An 18,798-nucleotide genomic window follows, 5' to 3' on the forward strand; every position below is an offset into this window, starting at 1 on the left:
CGACACTCATCGCGTCCGCGGTCGACATGTGATGCAGGCCGCGGCATCCGGATGACCTGGATCGGATCCGATGACGATGATCGTCGAAACTTCTGCTACTGGTCGGGAACTCCTGCTACAGATGGAAGCGGCGCTAGCCCTGGCCTTGGTCAGTGAGACGCCAACCGTCGCCGGTCTTGGTGTAGCAGAAACTCCAGTCCCGTTCGCCGTCCATCATCTCCTGCTCGCCGGACGCTTTGCTCGTGACAGTTGTCGCGACGCAGGTCTCTTTGGTTTCGCCAGGATTGAAGGGAACGACTTCGGCCTTGTCAGTGACTGTGTAGGACTGCAGAGTCGGGTTCTCACACCATGCCCACGTGCTACTTCGTGTGAGCGCCTTCGTGACATCACACTTCTTCGCTTTGGCAGCGGCTAGGTAGACCTTCGTCAAAGCCACGGGATCCGTCGACTTCGGCGGGAGCTCAGGCGAGCTACAGGCCGACAGAGCCCCGAGGAGCGCTAGTGCGGCGACGGTCGCTGTGAGTGTTCGTTTCACTTTGCTTCCACGGGTCGAGTCACCCAGAGGTACAGGTGCGAGTTGTAGCCCCGCCACGAGTGCCACCCCTTTTCGTTGTTGAGGGAGTCGATGGTGTTGCTTGTGTGCTGAGCGATGTAGGCGTTTTTGCTGGTCACCCGGACGATGACGCCGGTGTGGTCGACGTGATTGCCGCTGCTGTCTCCGTTCCAGTTGACATACACGATGTCACCGGTACCCATACCGGCGAGGGAATGGCTCACCGCGGTACCTTCGTTACGAAGGAACGCAAAATTGTTCTTTGCTACGCCCCAGGATGTGGAGTAGCGGGGGTAGACACTGTTCCCACCATGGTACCAATGGTGATCGTTGGAATCGTTGTGCGGAAGTACCCCGCCGCCGCTTGGGAAGATCATGTGCATTCCACCGCCGTAGTACATGGCGCGAGATGCGAAGTCTGTGCAGTCATCTCCGTAGCCGTTGTTGTTGGAGCCGCGCGCATTGTTCGAAGCCCACGTCGCAATGCCACTGTAATTGACGCTGACGTACTTCGACGCAGCCCGACTCACGACAGCGCTTTTCACTGCCGCGCTGGTGGGCGCACTGGTCGACGTGAAAGCGCCGGTCTGTGTATTGAGCTCGATCGGCGCCGCGCCCAGGGATGCGGTCGTATCGCTGGCTGCTGTCAGACTGTCGGCCGCTGTCGGGGCAACGGGCAGCGCCAGGGCGCTGGTGTCCCCGGTGCTGATGACCGTTGGGTCGCCGCTAGTCGTCAACGTGAAGGCCAAGTTGTTGACGGACCCGGTTTGGATAGTGAAAGCGTTGTTCGGGTCGCTGGTGTCAACCGTGGTGCCCTTATCAGTCACGGTGGTAAAGACCGTGGCAGAGCCTGCGGCGGCGTTGTAGGACACCAGAGTGTTGGACAGGGTCGTGGCACCTGGCGTGTTCGCTTGGTCGTTCAGCTCGGCCGCGTCGCTCTGGGTGATGAGCTGCCCGCCGTTCACACCGAGAGCATCTCGAACTGTTGCGTCACCCTGCGAGGCGTCATCGGTGCTCTGGCTGGCGCCGGACTCGAGCTGCGTCTGCGCAGTCGTGAGCGTCTGCACCTCCGAGGTGTATGCCGCAGTTCCGTTTGGGACCGCGACCGGCGTGCCGATGACTAATGCTGCCGGGCCAACGCCGATCGGGTTCTTCGCAGTCACTGCAACCTGGTACGCAGCAGCGTTCGTCAGGCCGGTGATGACAGTTGAAGTGTCGGTGGTGGTCGCGGCGATGCTTGTGCCGCCGGCGGACGGAGTTGCGGTGACGGAGTAGCTCGTCACCCCGCTCGTGGTCCCGCTTTGGTCGAGGTAGCCGGTGTCAGTCGGCGCAGCCCAGCTAACGAGAAGACCACTATCACCGGCGGTGGTCCGCAGCAGTGTCGGAGCGGCTGGGACGGTCGGTGCTGCGTAGGTGACTTCGAGAGATTCGGCAGGGTCGAGGTGGAATCCGGTGGAGCTGGTCGCGGCGGAGAGGATCGCGCCGTTGTTCGACACGGAACCTGCTCCGTACCAGGACTGCACTAGAGCGGTGAGGTCGGTGTCGCCACCGTTGCCGCTGAGCGACACGGCGTCACTGGTGACCGGGACCGCTGCGGCGTCGTCCGGGGAGCTCAATGCTGCGACGTCTGAGTTCGACGGAGTCAGCGATGCGGACGTGGACGTGCAACTCGAGCTCGTCAAGCAGACGGCGGATCCGCCGTGCAGGACGGCTTTCACGATCCGGGATCCGATGGGCAGTGTCGAGAAGTTGACCTTCATCGAGGAGACCCACTGCGCGGATCCGTCCGTGCCGGCCGTCAGCGGGCCGCTCGCGAACGCACCGCCGACGGGGCCTGCTTGGATACCAAGGTCAGCGCCGGTCAGCTGCACGGTCGTGGTCATCGGCGCGAGAGTCGTGTCTTGCCCCATCGTGAAGTTCTGCTTCGCGGATGTTGCTTGCGCGGCGCAGGAGTCCTTGGTGCTGGCATGCATCCACCACGTGTACTTCGCACCAATCGTCAGCCCGGACGGATGGAAGACCGCTGATGTTCCCGAGTCCACGGTGCCGGTGGCGGTCGGCGTTGCACCGACCGCGTTGCCACTCGCGTCGACCAGGTAGAGCGCTGTGTCGATGCTCTGCCCAATTCCGTTGGTCACGGCAGCGGATAGGGTCGGCACCGCGTCTGTGGCGCCAGTGGTGGCGATGTTCGACAAGGTGACGTCGTCGTGGTTGCACAGCGTTGAGGATGCGCCGGTGTACCAACCCTCGATGTCGATGATGAAGTCGACGGTGGTGTTGCTGAGGTTGCGGATTTGGATTGCCCCATCGAGGCCGACCGGCACTGTGTTGGTGTTCGATCGGATCGAGTCGGGTGCGTACTCGAGGGCAGAGATGTTTGGCTCAGCGGTCCCGTCCGCCCATGTTCGAGCGAAGCCGGCAGTGTCGTTCGACGCGTGCAACGCGGTGAGGTCGATAACGACCGACGAGAGGCCTTCGTAGCTGTTCGGAATCCCGTGCGTGCCGCCGAGCGGGACGGTCAACGTCTTGCCTGCAGCGACCGCAGTGTGCGGCTTGACACGGGTGTCGTACGCGCGGCCAGCACCAGCGGTGAAGGAACCCGCGGTCGAGGACCCCTGGACGAAATACCCCTCGACGTCGATGTTGAGCTTGATCGCCGAGCCCACGCGATTCCACACTTCGAGCTTTCCGTCGGAGCTCAGCGATACATGCGCGCTGGTCGCGGTTGCCACGTTGGCCACACCAGGATAGTTCAGCGACGTCACCGGCGGGTTTGCCGCGGCGGGACCGGGAGAGATGTATCCCTGGGAGGTGCCCTGGTTCTTCACGATGAAGTCTGCCACGACGGCAGTCGCGTTCGCAGGGATCCCGTTCACGCCGGTGATCTGGATGGTGAAGTTCCCTCCCGCCGCGATGGTCTGATCCCCCACGTAGCGCTTGCCAGCAATCGGGACGTACCCGCCGGAGGCCGTCGAAGACGTGGAGTAGTACCCCTCCACGTCAATCACGAGCTGCGTCGATGCGTTCGCCATGACCTGGATCGTGCCGTCACTGTTTACCGCTACGTCCGCCTGGTTCGACGTGATCCCCAGATTGCCACCATCGAACGTCCCGACAAGCGTCGACGCGGTGTCCGCGTTCGGCCGAGCGCTGACCTGCCCCAAGCCGCTCGGGCTGACCTCGGTCAAGTTCAGCGCGACGGCCGTCACGGACGATGTTTTCGGAATCCCTGCAAGGCCGGTCACCTGCAAGGTGCGCCACGTGCCTGCGGGCATCGCCGTCTTGTACCCGCCGGTGCCGTCGCGCGTGTCCATGATTCGTCCCGTCGCGGAGACGAATTGACCGCCGCCAGCAGCATCCGCGATTGCGGGAGCCGGCGCCGTGACGAACAGCGTCGCGAGCAACGCGAAGACTGCAGCGATGGCGACCACCAAGAAACGAGTCGGCGTGAACAGTCGGCTCAAGCGCACCGGTATCTCCTTGCTCCACCAGGTCCCTCCTCGGCAGATCGGTGCAAGCAAAGCGTAAGAAGACGCCGAACATCCATGAGCACCCGCACAGCCCACGGCCCCACAACAGGGGTCTCAGCGGACCACGAAGATGGCAGCTCTTGAACTGATACACGTCTGGGCAGTGCAGGAGAGGTCTCAGCGGACACCACCACGCAGAACAACCTGGACAACCTCCCGCCGTTCTCACGGCCACGGGCTGCCGCCACGGACTTGTGGCGGCATCTCGGCGGTGATCGTCTGCGGGGGCTGCCTTCTCACCAGCTCGTGAGATGCCGTTCAACTTCGTCTTCGGCCTGTGACCACCAGCTTTGGTATCGGTCCCCGTTGGTGAGGGCGACTACGAGCCTTCCAGCAGGTAGGTGTTCGTCGGCCGGCACTGTCGTGGCTTCGATGAACGAGATCCACGGGATGGTCGGGCTGTCCATGGTCCACCGTTCATACTGCGGTGGGTAGAGGACTTCGATGACCACCGGGACGAGTTCCAGCAGGATGTTGTCGAGGTCTTTCCCAGCGGGACCTGGCGCGTAGAAGATGCTCAACCCGACGGGCACTTCAACGGTCTGCCACCATCGGTTTGCCGCTTTGAATTCGGTCAACACCTGATGGAACCGGCCTCTGAAGTCGGGGTGCTGACCGCGTTCACTAGGCAGCTCACCGAGGTTGAAAGCGGGTACTCGCCTGCGGCTCAGGTGCGCCAGAGTCGCCCCTGGGCTCAACTCACCTAGCCGCTTTTCGGCGATCAACCGGTACACCAGTCCGATGGTCTCGTCCGCGGAGCCCAAGTCATATGACTGCCAGCATCGCCGGACGCGCTGCTCTGCTGACTCTCGCTCCTCAGCCGAGTCAGGCATGCTCTTTGCACGCTTCAGGTCGTCGAGGGCGAAGTCGAGTTCCGCGTCCGCACGATGGCGGTCCCACGGCCGATCGTCGAGGTCGTCGAAGTGATCTCGCTCATCGGGGTCGTGGCGTCGCCGGAGCGCGGCTCGAGCGTCCGCTGCCGTCCGTGCGCTGATCAGCATCAGCGGATCTCGTTCATCGCGCGGCGGCCAGCACCGGGCGTAGAGCATTGCGACCTGCCGGTCGTCGGCGTACACAGCAGGTCGGGTCTTCGAGCCAAGAATGTCCAAGAGCCACTTGCACACGTGGTCGACCCGCGGAGGCCGCCTACTTGAGACGGAGACGTCGAGTGCGATGCCGGCACGGGGCTTCGGCCATCGGTCGCGGGGAAGCGCTCGGTAGATCTCCGTGGCGCGGTCGAGCAGCTCGGCGAAGTCAGCGTTTCTGCCCTTGCTCCGCGCCGCTGACCGTTTCGTCAGCGGCTGGCGATCGACACGAATGTTCAGGGTTCGCAATCGTCGCGACAGGTCTTGTGTGCGCCTACCTTCATCGCTGTTCCAGTAGCTGCGGTCACGACGTCTCAAGCGATCCTTCCCCTCGACGCCAGTGTGCTGTCACCGCGACGCTCCTCCGGCGCCGATGGGTGCGCAGCGATCACCTCGCCCCCATCGAACGAGATCGCTTGGACGGCGACCTTCATTCTGACGCGAGCCGGCTACTCCTTCGGCGCGTTGTTCGCCGGTCGAGTAGCAGGCGCCGGGGAAATGCCCGACGGCGGCGTCGGCCCGGTCGGGAGCACGACGCGGGCCAACGGCGTGGTTGCGCCTCGTGCCCCTTCGGACACTCGGCCCGTCCGAGCACCGAAGTGTCCTGTCGCCCCGGCTCCGTGGGTCAGCGAATCGGATCGGTCATTCTCGGCCATCTTCTGCCTCCTGCAGTTCAGTTGCGGTGTACGAGGGGTTCAGGAACTCGACGATGTGCTCGTCGCTGACCTCCAGCCACAATCCTGCCGTACCTGGCAGCGGTCCCGCGAAAGAACCATCGTCGTTCATCTGGTACTGGTGGCTCAGATAGAGGTCTCTGGGTTCTGGGTAGGTACTTACGTAGGACCCTGGGCCGAAAAAACCGCCGACGAATCGACCGTCAGTGAGACGCACTCGGACAAGCCGCTGCGACGGGTTCGTCGCCGCCCAGTCCCATGCCGTCGGTACCGAGTCGTAGTACACCGTCCGGCGGAGCTGCACCGGCATCCGCTCTGCAATTTGCCGCAGACGTGGCGGAGTCGGCGCGGTGCGCCGCGTCGCGCCCTCATGGGCGGATCGACCCCGCCGGAACTGGTACGGGCTGTAACGCAATGCCGCCAACAGGGCCGGCAACGCAACGGCGCCGACGAGAATCGCAACACCCAGCGGAACTGGAGCTTCGATAGCGACTTCGCCCCCGAGAAGGTCACTAGCGAAGCAAGCCACGCGCCACCAATGACAACGTAAAAGGCGTCCAGCGCGACGCTGATGACAAGCGCCTGAGCGATGCGAGCATCAAGAGTGAGATCGTCATACTGAAAACCTCGGAGGCCGCGGCGGACCAGTCCAAACGCCAGTCCTGGCACGACCATCACAACCACGACTACGACGCCGAACGCTGACGTTGGCACAGGCATGACGACCTCCGTTCTCGACGATCTTTCACGGCAAACCCTAGGGTAGCTAGATCACGGACGGTAGCGGCCAGCGTTCTGGAGACTTTGCCCGCACCGGCCGGCAGGTCCGTCCGGACCGGTCTACTTGATTCACAGCGACAGCGTGCCCCGTCAGCGAACGAGCATGTCGTGAATGAACCGGTTCCGTCTCGCATACAGCCTGTTCGCTGCGGTCAGCGTCGCGTTCACCGCTCGCTGGCCGGCGTCGTCAATGCCGTCATGCTGGGAGAGGAGCGCTTTGCACTCCTTGATGATGGTTGTGATGTACCGCGGAGCGTCGAGGAACGCGTCGATCTCATGACGCCCGCGCAGAGCAGCATGCACGAATCGGAGTGCCGCGTCGAGGCTCGTCGTCTCAGAGGTCACCCGGCCGAGCAGGAACACCCGTTGATCGGAAGGCGGAAGCGTGCGCAGCGTGTTGAGGTCCACACATCGACTTTGGCAGGCGAGTGGGAACAGCGACGCGGGAACCGCCTGAGCCTTCCCGTCAGGGCGCTGTTTCTCCGCGGCCGTTGTGCAGCTGCGCGAGCGCTCGGCACGCCGCTTGCAGTTCACGGGCTTGGTCTGCGTACGCGATCGCCGAGCCCGGTGTCGGGATCTCCTTCGCGTGAGCAACAGCGTTCCGAAGTTGGCGGAGCTCGTTCGCCGTCTCGACAAAAAGGTCGTTGACGACGCCAGCGCGTTCGAGCGCCGCTGCTGCAGATGCAGCGTTCGTCGCGCGCACTCCGGGAACGCGCGCGTGCGCGAGTCCGATGATCTCCTCCGACAGATGCTCCCAGGAGCGCAGAACCAGTGCCGAAGGCTCCACTGGCTCGGAGTCAACGTTGCCTGCCTCGTCGGAGTCCGCCGCTTCCGGTTGACCGGATGCAGCTTCAGCACCCGTCGCCGACGCCTGGAACTTCTCGAATGTGTTCTCGGCCTTCGCCAATCCCTCGCCGAACGTCGCCTCGCCGCCGGGCACTTTCAGGTGTGTCAGCCGGGCGACAAGGCCCGCAACTTCGGTCCGGAATAGCAGTGCTGCGATGAGGACGACAGTAGGCCACGCCAGCGACCGCACCAGCGAGTCCACGAAAACCGAGCCAAGACACATGCCCATCATGGCCCATGCCACCGGCCGAGACCCTCCTGCCGACCGGGACGAAGCCGGGACGAAGCCGGGACATGGATTTACCGGTGGTGTGGCTCAATCCGGGAGGGCCTGAATAGTCCCACGCTCAGAAGCGAGGCTGCTCTTGCCGCAACCGGTGATGTCCTCGTGTCTCGAGTCGCCGGGTGAGGGTCGCGGTGTCGTCTCAACGCAGCTCGCTCGCGAGGCGTCACTCGACGTCTGGCCAGTTCGACGTCAGGTGCGTCGACGTGTTGGGTCCCGTCCCGTGTCAGCCGGCGAAACGACGGAAGTTGCGCGCCGCGCGCTGTGCGCGGACGCGCTGACCCTTCATCTGCATCTGCGCGAATTGCTCGCTCACCCCGTACACGTGCGCCACCCGTGCGTTGTCCCAGCCGTTGAACGCGGCTTGTTCAGCCGCCTTCATCGGCACGAGGAGCTCGCCGGAGACGTACTTGGCCTCCTTCTCCTGCTTCGCGTCGAACTGCCGCTCGTGATCCTCGTCGAGAAGGACCTCGTCGAACGGGTGCTCGAGCAGGAAGTGCCCGAGTTCGTGCGCGATGCTTGAGCGGCGCCGAACCGGAGCGTGACTGTCGTTTTCGAGGATGATGCGCGCACTTTCGATGGGGATGAGCGCAGCAGACCAGGCGCTCGCCCGTCGCAACGTGAAGTGAACCACCGCGTCCAGGTCCCCTCGGCCATCGAAGGACGACACGGGGTAAACGTTGATTCCGTGCAGCTTGCATAGTGCGTACGGATCCAACCTGTCGCGCGGCCCGATGCCGAGGTCGGCGCGCTCTTCAGCGGCAATCTCCCGCATCTCAGCCTGCGTGGTCACCGATCAACTTTCGCCTCGCTCGCTTCGGAAACGTTGAACGGCGCTGCCGATCAGCTGCTCGAGGTACCGCACGTCATCATCGCGCAGGTCACTCCGGGCGCGAAGCAGTGGAGCGAGTTGTGCGACAAGCTCTGGCTCCGCGTCTGTGGCCGTTGTGCCGGGCGTTCGGTAGAAGTCCTCCGCGCTCATACGCAGCCAGGTGGTCATCGCGGCGAACGCGGTGACGTCCGGGCGCAACCCGTTCGCCATCCTCGAGATGGTGGAGGCGCTGACGTTGAGGGTCTTCGCGAGCTGCCGCCAGGACAGCCCCGCTTGCAATCGGGCGGCGTCAAGGGCTGCGTGCAGCGCCTTGACGTCGACCTCTGGTGTCGAATCGGTCATTGATCTCCTCGGGGTGCTCGACACTTCGAGCGATGGTGCTATTCTAGTCTTGCTCGACATGTCGAGCAGTGTGCAGCAGATGCAGCACGTAAACGAGATGAAAGCGAGGTGGCCATCGTGGCCAAGAACACCGGCAAGGGCTTCCGACGAGGCGAGGTCAAGGAACGCAGCGAGTTCCAATCGAAGGGCACCTGGTTCAAGCGGGACACCGCCACCGGCCGCATCATGGACGGCTCAGCCCGCCAGCACAAGGGTGTGAGGAACGAGAAGTGAGCGCGGAACTGAAGGTCCACAAGGAGACCGAGTTCGCCATCGTCATCAACGGCGAGCTCGCGGTTGTGCCAAACCAGCGGGTGTCGTTCGAGGAAGCGGTGGCGATCGCGTTCCCGGTGCCCCCGTCGCCGGAGACGACGTTCACCGTCGTGTTCCGGAAGGCGAAGAGCAACCCGCACAACGGCAACCTTGCCGAGCATCAGGCGGTCGAGGTACGGAAGGAGGGAACGTCGTTCGATGTCTACCCGACTGGTCGGTCGTAGTCCCGACCTGCAGCGGCTCCTCAGCGAAGGCTTTGAGATGCGCATCGAGGGCGGCATGCTCGTCGTCGATCACGTCCCGTACGTCACCGTCGAGAAGACGGTGGCGTACGGGGCGCTCATCAGCGAGCTCACCACCGACGGCACGGCGACGCTGCGCCCCTCCGACCACACAATGCATTTCACGGGGGTGCCGCACGACAACGACGGCCGCCAGCTCACGAAGGTTGTCAACACCGAGGAAGACCAGCTGTTCGGCACGCTGCGGTCCCTTTCCTACCTGTCGAGCAAGCCGCAGGTCGGGTACTACGACGACTACTACGCGAAGGTGACCGCCTACGTCCGTATGATCAGCCCGTGGGCGACGCACATCGACCCTTCCGCAACGCCGAACACGTTCGCACCGTTGGCACGCGACTCGGAGGATGCTGTCTTCGACTACTTTGACTCCGCGACCAGCCGTGCCGGCACCGGAGACTTGAACGACCGGCTTCTTGGACCGGTTGCGATCATCGGCACCGGTGGCACCGGCAGCTACATCCTCGACTTCGTCGCGAAGACCCCGGTCGCGGAGATCCACCTCTTCGACGCCGACGACTTCCTCGCACACAACGCCTTCCGAACCCCCGGCGCCGCAAGCATCGACGACCTCGCCGCGCATCCAACGAAGGTTGACTACCTTCGCGACCGTTACGCAGCGATGCGCCGCGGCATCCACGCGCACGCGGAGGGACTCGACCACACGAACGCGTCGGCGGCCCTCGCCCCGATGCAGTTCGTCTTCATCAGCATGGACGCCGGCCCCGCCAAACGCGACATCATCAACGCGCTCGAAGAGCTGAGCGTCCCGTTTGTCGACTGCGGTATGGCCGTCGCGCGCCAAGGCAACGCCCTTGGCGGGATCGTCCGCGTGACAGGAAGCGTCCCAGGGGAACGCGGACACGTCCGACAGTGGGTGACGTACTCCAACACCGATGAGGACGAGTACGGCTCCAACATTCAGATCGCCGAACTCAACGCCCTCAACGCCGCGCACGCGGTCATCTGGTGGAAGAAAGTCAGCGGCTACTACGTCTGGTCCGACCATGAGATGCACACCACGTACACCGTCTCCGGCAACCTGCTCATGAACGGCGAAGCGACAGCATGAACACCGACCGATTCCGTCGAGAAGACGTCGAGTTCATCCCGAGCCGACGTGACGACGGTGTTCTCTACGTCACGGAAGCGCACAAAACCGCGGTCCATAACTGCGCCTGCGGCTGCGGCGTGAAGGTCGTCACCCCACTCAGCCCGGCCCGGTGGACCGTCACCGACGGAACGGCCGGCCCCTCGCTGGCGCCATCGGTGGGGAACTGGCAACTCCCCTGCAAGTCGCACTACTGGATCCGAGACGGACAGGTGCGCTGGTCCACTCGTTGGACGGACGAGCAGATCCGTCGCGGAGCGGCGGCAGACCGCCGTGCCGTCGAAGCTGAATACCGGCAGCTGCCGCTCATCACACGTGTGACGCAAACGCTGCGCAAGTGGTTCAGGAGACGTTGACAGGGCACCACCAACATCGTGCCGACGGCGCTTGGGAGCCTCGAGCGCGCTGCGAGGCGACCACGCCATTGCACTCCTCGACTCCCTCGAAGCGCGCGGCTACGAACTCACCCGGTTTTCGTTCGACCGGGGGTACTCGCAGCTCACCGACGCGTTCCACGAGGAACTCGTTCGACGGCGCACCCCCGTTGTGAAGGACTACGTCGAACGGCAGAAGGGCATCACCAACGGTGCGCTCGGCGGCGCCATCATGGTGAACGGACGGTACGCGTGCCCGTCCACACCGATGGACCTGCTCGAAGCAACTGAACGGTGGGACCGCGGCGAGCTCACCAACATCGATTACTGGAAGGAACTCGAAAAGCTCGAGGGCTATGAACTCAGCGTCCACGAGCAGAAGGCCGACGGCACACTCCGGCTCAGCTGCCCAGCGTCCGGCATCTCACCCACCGCGTCCTGCCCACTGCGGACGCTGCACCCCAAGGCCGTGCCGGACGACGAAGCCGACCGCGTGCGCATCCAAAGAACAAACATCACCGACCGGCAGAAGAACTACAAGGTGTGCTGCCAGACCAGCGTCACCGTCAAGCCGACCGAGCACGTGCAGCAACGGCAGATGCTCCGTCACAACACCCGGCAGTGGCTCAAGACGTACCGGTCCGACCGCAGCAGCAGCGAGTCCACCAACGATCTGCTGCAGCGCGACCACAAGCTGAGCGTCACCACAAACCGGCCCATGCGCGGTCTCGCCGCCCAACAGTTCGCCCTCGCCCTGTTCGCAGTCAAGTCCAACATGACCCGCATCACCGACTTCGAAGCGGAGATGCGGAAGCAGGCAATGCGAGAAGCAGCCGGCCGACGCCGCATCCCCCGAAAGCAGGAAGGCGAGTACCTCCAGCGCTCACGCGACCGCCGAGGAGAAAGCCGCTACATGCGGAACCCACCGCCCCGCGAACTCGTCCCCCACGTGGAACCGGAGATGCCTGCGCCGCCGGCGTAGCGGGAACAGAAGAGCCCCCAGCGTCGGCTGGGGGCTCTTCTGTTTGGTCAGACTTGCAAACGCTGGAACCCCAGACTTGCAAATGACCCTGTGGCGGTACCGGTGGGATTTGAACCCACGGTGGAGTTACCCCCACACATGTTTTCGAGACATGATCCTTCGGCCGCTCGGACACGGTACCGGGGACGAGTTTACACGATCCGGGAGGCCCCTCGCGACACCGCAGGTCGGCTCCCCCTCCACAGATGGTCACCTCCAGGACGTCACCCACACCCCCAGGATCCGCTCTGATCCGACGAGTCCCACGGGCGTACCGTCCACGGCATGAAGTCCCGAACCCTCATCGCACTGCTCTCCTCGATCGGCGGCGGCCTGGTGGTCGCCGGTGGCGCGGCCATCGGCGCCCGGGCCGGCGTCAAGGGACAGCGCGCCGCTTCACAACGCGTGGTCGAGATGCTCCCGACGCACGCGGAGTGGTGGCGCGAGCGACTGCACCACGAGGGTCAGCTCACCTACCTGGCGATCGGCGACTCCGCGGCGCAGGGCGTCGGCGCGAGCGTGCCCTCGCGCGGGTACGTCGGACTGCTCGCTCGGCGGATCCGGCACCGATCGCGGATGACGCTCCGGGTCGTGAACCTGAGCGTGTCCGGCGCGACGACCTGGGGTGCCAAGGAGGACCAGCTGCCGAAGCTGCAGGGGTTCACGCCGGACATCTGCACGGTGTCGATCGGGGCGAACGACATCGCCGACTTCCACCCGGACAAGTTCGAGCGGAACCTCCGGGCGATCTACGGCGCCGTGCCGTCGCACGCGGTCGTCGCCGAGCTGCCGTGCATGTTCGCTCCCGACCGTGAGCGCAAGGTCGCCGTCGCGAACGAGATCGTCCACCGCGTCGCCGACGAACTCGGGCTGACCGTCGCCCCGCTGCACGCGATCACCAAGCGGGTCGGGATCCGCCGCACGTTCTTCAACTCCTACGGCGACCTCTTCCACCCGAACGACCGCGGCTACGAGGTCTGGGCGAGTGCGTTCGAGCCGGCCATCGACGCCCGCGTCGACACCGTCGCCGCGATCCGGCACTACCTGTCAGCGCGCGAGGCCGAGGACCTGGGGCGCGAAGCCGGTGCCGTGGCCAACGCCCGTTCCGAGCAGGACGTCGCAGGTGCCGAGGAGATGGAGCACGCGCACCGCCCGAACCGGATCGACCGGCTGCGCGAGCGCATGACCGGGGGCATCCCGATCCCCGGTGCGCAGGACCGGAAGCAGAGCGAGCAACAGTCCGAGCACCAGCCCGAGGGCCCGCATGACGAGCACTCCGACGACGACTCCGACGGGCCGCAGCAGCGGTCGGGTGATGTCGGCGGCGCGGCCTAACCTCGACCCATGGCCCGCCCCCAGTCCACGTTCCGCTGCTCCGAGTGCGGGTGGACCACGATCAAGTGGGTCGGCCGCTGCGGTGAGTGCCAGTCGTGGGGCACGGTCGAAGACACCTCCGCCGTCACGGCCAGCGCCCGCGGCACCACCGCCGTCGCGGTCACGGGCACCCGGATCGCCCAGCCCATCACGCAGGCCCGCGTCGGTGCGGTCCCCCGGTGGACCAGCGGCATCGGCGAGTTCGACCGCGTGCTCGGCGGCGGGATCGTCCCCGGCGCTGCCGTCCTGCTGAGCGGCGAACCCGGTGTCGGCAAGTCCACCCTGCTGCTCGAGGTCGCCTCGCGCGCGGCTGCGACAGGCAAGCGGGTGCTCTACGTCAGCGCCGAAGAGTCGGTCGACCAGGTCCGGCTGCGCGCCGAGCGCACGGGCGCCATGCACGACGAACTCTTCCTGGCCAGCGAGGTCGACCTGGGCGTCATCCTCGGGCAGATCGACCAGGTGCAGCCCGACCTGCTGATCGCCGACTCCGTGCAGACGATCTCCTCGGCCTCGATCGACGGCATCGCGGGCGGGACGTCCCAGGTGCGCGAGGTCGCGTCGACCCTGATCCGCGAAGCCAAGCAGCGCAACCTGCCCGTGCTGATCGTCGGGCACGTCACGAAGGACGGCTCGATCGCCGGTCCGCGGCTGCTCGAGCACCTGGTCGACGTGGTCTGCCACTTCGAGGGCGACCGGCAGACGGCGCTGCGGTTCGTCCGTGCGCTGAAGAACCGCTTCGGCCCCACGGACGAAGTGGGCTGCTTCGACATGGCGGGTGACGGCATCCACGAGGTACCCGACCCGAGCGGGCTGTTCATGTCCCGCAACGGCACGCCCGTGTCCGGCACGTGCATCACGGTCGCGATGGAGGGCCGTCGCGCGTTGCCGGTCGAGGTCCAGGCGCTCGTCGTGCCGAGTTCAGCGCCGCAGCCCCGCCGGGTGGTGAACGGCGTCGACGCCTCGCGCGTGGCGATGCTGCTGGCCGTCCTCGAACGGCGCGCGGGCATCAAGCTGTCCGACGCCGACGTGTACGTGTCGACCGTGGGCGGCATGAAGCTCACCGAGCCCGGTGCCGACCTGGCGATCGTGCTCGCCCTGGCCAGCGCCGCACGCGATCGCCCGTACCCGCACACGTTGGCGGCCATCGGCGAGATCAGCCTGGCCGGCGAGATCCGCCAGGCGACGGGCGCCAAGCAGCGTGCGAGCGAGGCGCGACGACTCGGGTTCACGACCGTGCTCGGTGCCGACGCAGAGCACCTGCGCGAAGCCCTGCGGGTCGCCTTCTCGATGACGAAGTCCGTGCGCGAACGCGAGCTCGACGCCGCGTTCTGACGCGCCGGCATGGCGGCCGCGGGCCGAGCCTCCAGCCCGACCCGCACCTGCGTGGCGGACGCGGGCCGAGCCTCCAGTCCGACCCGCAGGGTCAGCGCACCGGCAGCCGGTCGTCCTCGACACCCAACCGTGCGACGGCCGACGCGAACCCACGACGGTCCTTCGTCACCAGCAGCCCGATCACCGCGGCAACTGCCAGCGCGGACGCGACCAGCCCCGAGAACGGCAACCCGCTCGTCGACAGGAGCGCCCACCCGCCGGAGCCGAGCGCCCAGCGCACCAGTCGCTGCCCCACACCGGGCGTCGGCACGGGCCGCAGGCGCACGACGGCCTCTCCGAGCGTGCGGCCGGTCGCGAGCACGACCACCAGCTGCACCAGCGGTGCGACGAACCCGACCAGAGCCTGCGCGGTCAGGGTCGCGGGCGAGCGCAGGTCGACGCCGAACGCGTTGAGCGCGAGCGTCACCCCGACGACCAGCACACCGCTGGTCAGGGACAGCGCCAACACGTCGGCCAGGATCCCGAAGGCCCGACGCCAGAACGTGACCGGGCGAGCGGCATCAGGAGACGGCTGTCGTCGTGATGCCAGGAACACCCCGAGCAGTGGCGCCGCCAGGGTCCCGAGCAGTGCGCCCGTCGTGTTCGCGATGAGGTCGTCGACGTCGAACAGCCGGTATGCGCACGGGTACAGGAACCAGTCGCCCGTGAGCTGGGTGAACTCGATCGCGAGCGAGACGACGAACCCGGCCGCACCGCCGATCAGCAGCCCCCAGAACCAGCGGCGCGGTGCCAGCGCGTTCCGGACCAGCGCGCCGAGGGGGAAGAACAGCAGGACGTTGAACACGACCTGTGCGGCAGCGGGGTTGCTCAGCAGGGAGCGTGGACCGGACAGGCCGCCCTCGCGGGAGACGTCATCCAGGAACGTGAACGGGTGCAGCTGCGGCATCGCGGACACGCGGCAGGCTGCGGCAGCGTCGGTGGGCAACGGCAGCAGCGTGTACGTGACGAGTGCCAACGCGTAGACCAGGGTGACGAAGGCCAGCACGCTGCGGCGGAACCCAAGTGCACCGTGCCGGCGGTACTGGATCGCGGCCCACGGCACGACCGCGGCAACGGCGAGGAACCCGCCCAGGACGAACGCGATGATCCCTGGCAGCACGGTGGTCCCCATGCGGCGACAGTACCGACAGGACCGGGATCGCGCCGACGGGACCGGGATCGCGGCGACTGGTCCGGCGTCGTCAGGCGCGGAGTGCGTCCAACAGGTCGGCGGGCTCGGCCTGCATCGTGTGCGGGCCGGCGATGTCGAAGAAGACCCCCTCGAGCGAGTCGAGGTGCGCGGCGAGGAACTCCTCGAGCCGGGCGGCGTCGTAGACCATGACCTGCCGGACCTTCTCGCCCGGGACCATCGCCGTGTAGGTGTCCGCCGACGAGAACAGCAGCAGGATGCGCTTGTCCGAGCCCTCGCGGCCGAACACCCGCACCTGCATGTCCTTCTTGCCGGTGACCAGCCGCGGCACGATCACGATGTCGTTCCGCAGCGCGTACGCCACCGCTGCCACGTCCTGCTTCGCGAGCGCGTCCTCGAGCTGTTCGCTCCGGAACCGCTGTTCCTTGTCTGCCATCAGGGTCAAGTTCACCAGATTTCCCGAATCGGGGCGACCGCGTCTGGCCCTGGGCCCCAAGACCCGCTACGTTGGTACCACCGCTTCGGCGGCGTCCAACGTCCGGACGAGGTGGTTTCGCCCCTCAACCGGACTCATGGGTCAGTACATCCGGGTCTTCGACCCACCGTCTGATCCCGCACCCGTCCCGCCGGCACCTGCCCGCGTGGCGCATCATCCTCGTCGACATACGTCGAGGCTCCGTCTGCGTGTCATACCGCGATGGAAAGCAAGAACAGTTAAGGAAACGCCATCATGGCAACTGGAACCGTCAAGTGGTTTAACAACGAAAAGGGCTTCGGGTTCATCGCCCCGGACGACAACAGCGCGGACGTCTTCGCGCACTTCTCGGCGATCTCGGGCAGCGGCTACCGCGGTCTCGAAGAGAACCAGAAGGTGGAGTTCGAGATCACTGAGGGCCGCAAGGGCCCGCAGGCGGAGAACATCACCGTCATCGGCTGAACCCCAGGGGAACGCTGACCGTCATCCGGTCGGCTGACCCCGAACACGACCGCGGTCGGACTCGATCGAACCTTCGTCATGACGAAGTTCGATCGGCCGGCCGCGATTGTGTTTGTATGACCATTCGCAGCACCATCACCCGTGCGTCCGCCGCTATCGTCCTGGGCGCAGCAGCCCTCGCTCTGACGGGTTGCACGCAGATCCACCAGCAGTTCGGCGATGCCTGGTCCGTCACCTACGAAGTCAGTGTCGACTCGTCCGACGCCACCACGTTGCACGCCGTCTCGTACCTGGGTGCCGAGTCCCGTGGCGATGCCGCCACGACGCGCACGCTGTCGACGGCCATGACCAAGCCCGGCGCCGGCAGCTCCGACGGCAGCGCGTCATGGACGCACGAGACGATCGTGCTGGCCGAGTCACCAGCCTCGGTCGCGGCGACCCCCGCAAGCGGCCGCACCGCCACCTGCCGCATCCTGCTGGACGGCAAGCGCGTGATCTCCGAAGAGCAGGGGCAGCCCGGCCAGCCGGTGCGCTGCAAGGTCGACACCCCGAAGTTCAGCTGATCCCGCCCGGCCCCGGACTCAGTTCAGGATGAACTGCGCCGAGTCCGTCGAGGTGATGTTGCCGACCGACACGGACAGGTGGTAGCTCGCTCCCCCACCGGTCACCGACGGCCGTGACGAGTCGCACGTGCTGGTCGACGAGCGGGTGCGGTCCCACGCGATGGCCGGCGTGGTCAGGGTCTGCCCGGCCTTGATCGTCACGTCCTGGTTCGTCCCGCCGGTCTGGCAGTCCTTCGACGACCAGTACTGCTCTTCGCCGGAGCTGATGGTCAGCACCTGCTGCGCCGACCCGAGGTCCAGGTGGCAGGACTTCGACCCGGTGTTCTCGATCGACATCGCGATCTTCGGGTCTTCGGTGGGTCCGTAGGTGCTCTTGTCGAGCACGGGCTTCAGGGTGATCTGCCCCTTGGCGCACGTGGACCCGTCGGCACCCCCGGGATCGGCCGTGGCGGACGGTGCCGGCGTCGCATCGCCCGACGTCCCGGACGATGGCGCCGACGACGCGGATGCCGCCGGTGCTGCAGCAGCGGACGAGGTGCGCGCAGACGCAGACGGCGACGGCGCTGCCGCAGGAGCACCGTTCCCGCGCCCGACGACGATGAGCACGACCACGATCACGACGACCGCGATGATCCCCAGCACGGTCAGACGACGGCGCCAGTACACGCCCGGCTTCTGCGGGCCCACGGGGTGACGGAACGACGACATGCGCACAGGGTAGACACCGCGCGGCGCTAGGCGAGGGAACCCCGCCGACTGCGACGAGAAAGCGTCAGAGGATCTTCAGCATGCGGGTGTTGCCGAGCGTGTTCGGCTTGACCCGCGCCAGGTCGAGGAACTCCGCCACGCCTTCGTCTGACGAGCGCACGAGCTCGGCGTAGACGGACGGTTCGACGACCTGCTCGCCGATCTCCAGGTACCCGTGCTTGGCGAAGAACTCGACCTCGAACGTCAGGCAGAAGATCCGCGCGACGCCGAGTTCGCGGGCGTCGTGCTCGAGCGCTTCGAGCATGCGGTGCCCGACCCGCTTGTGGATCCAGTCCGCGTCGAGTGCGAGCGTACGGACCTCGGCGATGTCGTCCCAGAACACGGCCAGGGCGCCGCAGCCGATCGGCGTGCCGTCGGGCCCCTCGGCGATCCGGAACTGCTGGATCGAGCCGTACAGGGCGACGTTCTCCTTGCCGAGCAGGATCCGCCGGTCGACGTACGGCGCGATGAGCCGCTGGATGTGCGGGACGTCGGACGCCAGGGCGGGGCGCACCAGGATGCCGTGGTCGTCCCGTTCGTGGAACGCGTGCTTCCCGTGCTGAGTCATCGTCCCAACCCTAGCCCGACCCTGTGCCGCACCCAGCACCCGCCGC

20 protein-coding genes, 1 tRNA gene and 1 pseudogene are annotated in these 18,798 nt (G+C 66.0%); 9 read left to right on the forward strand and 13 right to left on the reverse strand.

Going from position 1 to position 18,798, the window contains the following annotated elements; translation table 11 throughout:
• Positions 1-531: 531 nt before the first annotated feature.
• From ACLBWP_RS14315 to ACLBWP_RS14350, 8 genes and pseudogenes are all read right to left on the reverse strand, one after another.
• Entirely contained in the window at positions 532-4,017 is a 3,486-nt protein-coding gene (locus ACLBWP_RS14315) for an amidase domain-containing protein (RefSeq protein ID WP_447655689.1), read from the reverse strand.
• A 302-nt stretch (positions 4,018-4,319) separates the two neighbouring features.
• Positions 4,320-5,486 (reverse strand): hypothetical protein, encoded by a 1,167-nt coding sequence (locus ACLBWP_RS14320; RefSeq protein WP_447655690.1) that lies wholly within the window; start codon positions 5,484-5,486, stop codon positions 4,320-4,322.
• A 324-nt stretch (positions 5,487-5,810) separates the two neighbouring features.
• On the reverse strand, positions 5,811-6,371 hold the full coding sequence (locus ACLBWP_RS14325) for a DUF6338 family protein (RefSeq protein ID WP_447655691.1): 561 nt from the start codon (positions 6,369-6,371) through the stop codon (positions 5,811-5,813).
• Between the two features lie 41 nt (positions 6,372-6,412).
• Positions 6,413-6,562: pseudogene (locus tag ACLBWP_RS14330) on the reverse strand (hypothetical protein); the annotation flags it as partial.
• A gap of 150 nt (positions 6,563-6,712) precedes the next feature.
• Positions 6,713-7,030, reverse strand: coding sequence for a hypothetical protein (locus tag ACLBWP_RS14335; protein ID WP_447655692.1), 318 nt, complete (start codon positions 7,028-7,030; stop codon positions 6,713-6,715).
• Positions 7,031-7,088: 58 nt separating this feature from the next.
• Entirely contained in the window at positions 7,089-7,712 is a 624-nt protein-coding gene (locus tag ACLBWP_RS14340) for a hypothetical protein (RefSeq protein WP_447655693.1), read from the reverse strand.
• Between the two features lie 265 nt (positions 7,713-7,977).
• Positions 7,978-8,544, reverse strand: coding sequence for an ImmA/IrrE family metallo-endopeptidase (locus ACLBWP_RS14345; RefSeq protein ID WP_447655694.1), 567 nt, complete (start codon positions 8,542-8,544; stop codon positions 7,978-7,980).
• Between the two features lie 3 nt (positions 8,545-8,547).
• Positions 8,548-8,925, reverse strand: a complete 378-nt coding sequence (locus tag ACLBWP_RS14350) for a helix-turn-helix domain-containing protein (RefSeq protein ID WP_447655695.1) — start codon at positions 8,923-8,925, stop codon at positions 8,548-8,550.
• A 117-nt stretch (positions 8,926-9,042) separates the two neighbouring features.
• Between ACLBWP_RS14350 and ACLBWP_RS14355 the strand changes: the two genes are divergently transcribed.
• From ACLBWP_RS14355 to ACLBWP_RS14375, 5 genes are read left to right on the forward strand one after another with little or no spacing between them, the layout of a single operon-like run.
• The gene (locus ACLBWP_RS14355) at positions 9,043-9,198 is read left to right on the forward strand and encodes a hypothetical protein (protein ID WP_447655696.1); all 156 of its coding nucleotides are present in this window, start codon (positions 9,043-9,045) and stop codon (positions 9,196-9,198) included.
• Positions 9,195-9,461, forward strand: coding sequence for a multiubiquitin domain-containing protein (locus ACLBWP_RS14360; protein ID WP_447655697.1), 267 nt, complete (start codon positions 9,195-9,197; stop codon positions 9,459-9,461). Before ACLBWP_RS14355 ends, ACLBWP_RS14360 begins: the two co-directional genes overlap by 4 nt.
• Positions 9,436-10,608: a ThiF family adenylyltransferase gene (locus ACLBWP_RS14365; protein WP_447655698.1), complete on the forward strand. Its 1,173-nt coding sequence runs from the start codon at positions 9,436-9,438 to the stop codon at positions 10,606-10,608. Before ACLBWP_RS14360 ends, ACLBWP_RS14365 begins: the two co-directional genes overlap by 26 nt.
• The gene (locus ACLBWP_RS14370; RefSeq protein WP_447655699.1) at positions 10,605-11,003 is read left to right on the forward strand and encodes a DUF6527 family protein; all 399 of its coding nucleotides are present in this window, start codon (positions 10,605-10,607) and stop codon (positions 11,001-11,003) included. The genes ACLBWP_RS14365 and ACLBWP_RS14370 overlap by 4 nt, the downstream gene beginning before the upstream one ends.
• A gap of 31 nt (positions 11,004-11,034) precedes the next feature.
• A complete protein-coding gene (locus ACLBWP_RS14375) occupies positions 11,035-12,003 on the forward strand; it encodes a hypothetical protein (RefSeq protein ID WP_447655700.1) in 969 nt (322 codons plus the stop codon).
• Between the two features lie 91 nt (positions 12,004-12,094).
• On the opposite strand, the gene ACLBWP_RS14380 is transcribed toward ACLBWP_RS14375, so the two are convergent.
• Positions 12,095-12,184: transfer RNA gene (locus ACLBWP_RS14380), tRNA-Ser, on the reverse strand.
• Positions 12,185-12,327: 143 nt separating this feature from the next.
• Here ACLBWP_RS14380 and ACLBWP_RS14385 point away from each other — a divergent pair.
• Positions 12,328-13,377, forward strand: a complete 1,050-nt coding sequence (locus tag ACLBWP_RS14385; RefSeq protein WP_447655701.1) for an SGNH/GDSL hydrolase family protein — start codon at positions 12,328-12,330, stop codon at positions 13,375-13,377.
• Between the two features lie 9 nt (positions 13,378-13,386).
• Positions 13,387-14,748, forward strand: a complete 1,362-nt coding sequence (gene radA / locus ACLBWP_RS14390) for a DNA repair protein RadA (RefSeq protein ID WP_447655702.1) — start codon at positions 13,387-13,389, stop codon at positions 14,746-14,748.
• A gap of 91 nt (positions 14,749-14,839) precedes the next feature.
• On the opposite strand, the gene ACLBWP_RS14395 is transcribed toward radA, so the two are convergent.
• Together ACLBWP_RS14395 and ACLBWP_RS14400 are read right to left on the reverse strand one after the other, a co-directional pair.
• Entirely contained in the window at positions 14,840-15,919 is a 1,080-nt protein-coding gene (locus ACLBWP_RS14395) for a VanZ family protein (protein WP_447655703.1), read from the reverse strand.
• 70 nt (positions 15,920-15,989) lie between these two features.
• Entirely contained in the window at positions 15,990-16,373 is a 384-nt protein-coding gene (locus tag ACLBWP_RS14400) for an SseB family protein (RefSeq protein WP_447655704.1), read from the reverse strand.
• 294 nt (positions 16,374-16,667) lie between these two features.
• Between ACLBWP_RS14400 and ACLBWP_RS14405 the strand changes: the two genes are divergently transcribed.
• Complete coding sequence (locus ACLBWP_RS14405; protein ID WP_056126521.1) at positions 16,668-16,874, forward strand: cold-shock protein; 207 nt, start codon at positions 16,668-16,670, stop codon at positions 16,872-16,874.
• Between the two features lie 116 nt (positions 16,875-16,990).
• Positions 16,991-17,437 carry a hypothetical protein gene (locus ACLBWP_RS14410; protein WP_447655705.1) on the forward strand — a complete coding sequence of 149 codons (447 nt, stop codon included), beginning with the start codon at positions 16,991-16,993 and terminating at the stop codon, positions 17,435-17,437.
• Between the two features lie 18 nt (positions 17,438-17,455).
• On the opposite strand, the gene ACLBWP_RS14415 is transcribed toward ACLBWP_RS14410, so the two are convergent.
• Together ACLBWP_RS14415 and ACLBWP_RS14420 are read right to left on the reverse strand one after the other, a co-directional pair.
• On the reverse strand, positions 17,456-18,145 hold the full coding sequence (locus tag ACLBWP_RS14415; protein ID WP_447655706.1) for a hypothetical protein: 690 nt from the start codon (positions 18,143-18,145) through the stop codon (positions 17,456-17,458).
• Positions 18,146-18,209: 64 nt separating this feature from the next.
• Entirely contained in the window at positions 18,210-18,752 is a 543-nt protein-coding gene (locus ACLBWP_RS14420; RefSeq protein ID WP_243563475.1) for an amino-acid N-acetyltransferase, read from the reverse strand.
• Positions 18,753-18,798: the final 46 nt, after the last annotated feature.

Source organism: Microbacterium sp. M1A1_1b, from assembly GCF_053345565.1.

What these genes read in the sequence shown, in the direction of transcription:
- ACLBWP_RS14365 (WP_447655698.1), top strand. Translation starts at nt 9,436, where the DNA reads ATGTCTACCCGACTGGTCGGTCGTAGTCCCGACCTGCAGCGGCTCCTC.
- ACLBWP_RS14385 (WP_447655701.1), top strand. Translation starts at nt 12,328, where the DNA reads ATGAAGTCCCGAACCCTCATCGCACTGCTCTCCTCGATCGGCGGCGGC.
- radA (WP_447655702.1), top strand. Translation starts at nt 13,387, where the DNA reads ATGGCCCGCCCCCAGTCCACGTTCCGCTGCTCCGAGTGCGGGTGGACC.
- ACLBWP_RS14350 (WP_447655695.1), bottom strand. Translation starts at nt 8,925, where the DNA reads ATGACCGATTCGACACCAGAGGTCGACGTCAAGGCGCTGCACGCAGCC.
- ACLBWP_RS14370 (WP_447655699.1), top strand. Translation starts at nt 10,605, where the DNA reads ATGAACACCGACCGATTCCGTCGAGAAGACGTCGAGTTCATCCCGAGC.
- ACLBWP_RS14400 (WP_447655704.1), bottom strand. Translation starts at nt 16,373, where the DNA reads ATGGCAGACAAGGAACAGCGGTTCCGGAGCGAACAGCTCGAGGACGCG.
- ACLBWP_RS14395 (WP_447655703.1), bottom strand. Translation starts at nt 15,919, where the DNA reads ATGGGGACCACCGTGCTGCCAGGGATCATCGCGTTCGTCCTGGGCGGG.
- ACLBWP_RS14415 (WP_447655706.1), bottom strand. Translation starts at nt 18,145, where the DNA reads ATGTCGTCGTTCCGTCACCCCGTGGGCCCGCAGAAGCCGGGCGTGTAC.
- ACLBWP_RS14405 (WP_056126521.1), top strand. Translation starts at nt 16,668, where the DNA reads ATGGCAACTGGAACCGTCAAGTGGTTTAACAACGAAAAGGGCTTCGGG.
- ACLBWP_RS14410 (WP_447655705.1), top strand. Translation starts at nt 16,991, where the DNA reads ATGACCATTCGCAGCACCATCACCCGTGCGTCCGCCGCTATCGTCCTG.
- ACLBWP_RS14420 (WP_243563475.1), bottom strand. Translation starts at nt 18,752, where the DNA reads ATGACTCAGCACGGGAAGCACGCGTTCCACGAACGGGACGACCACGGC.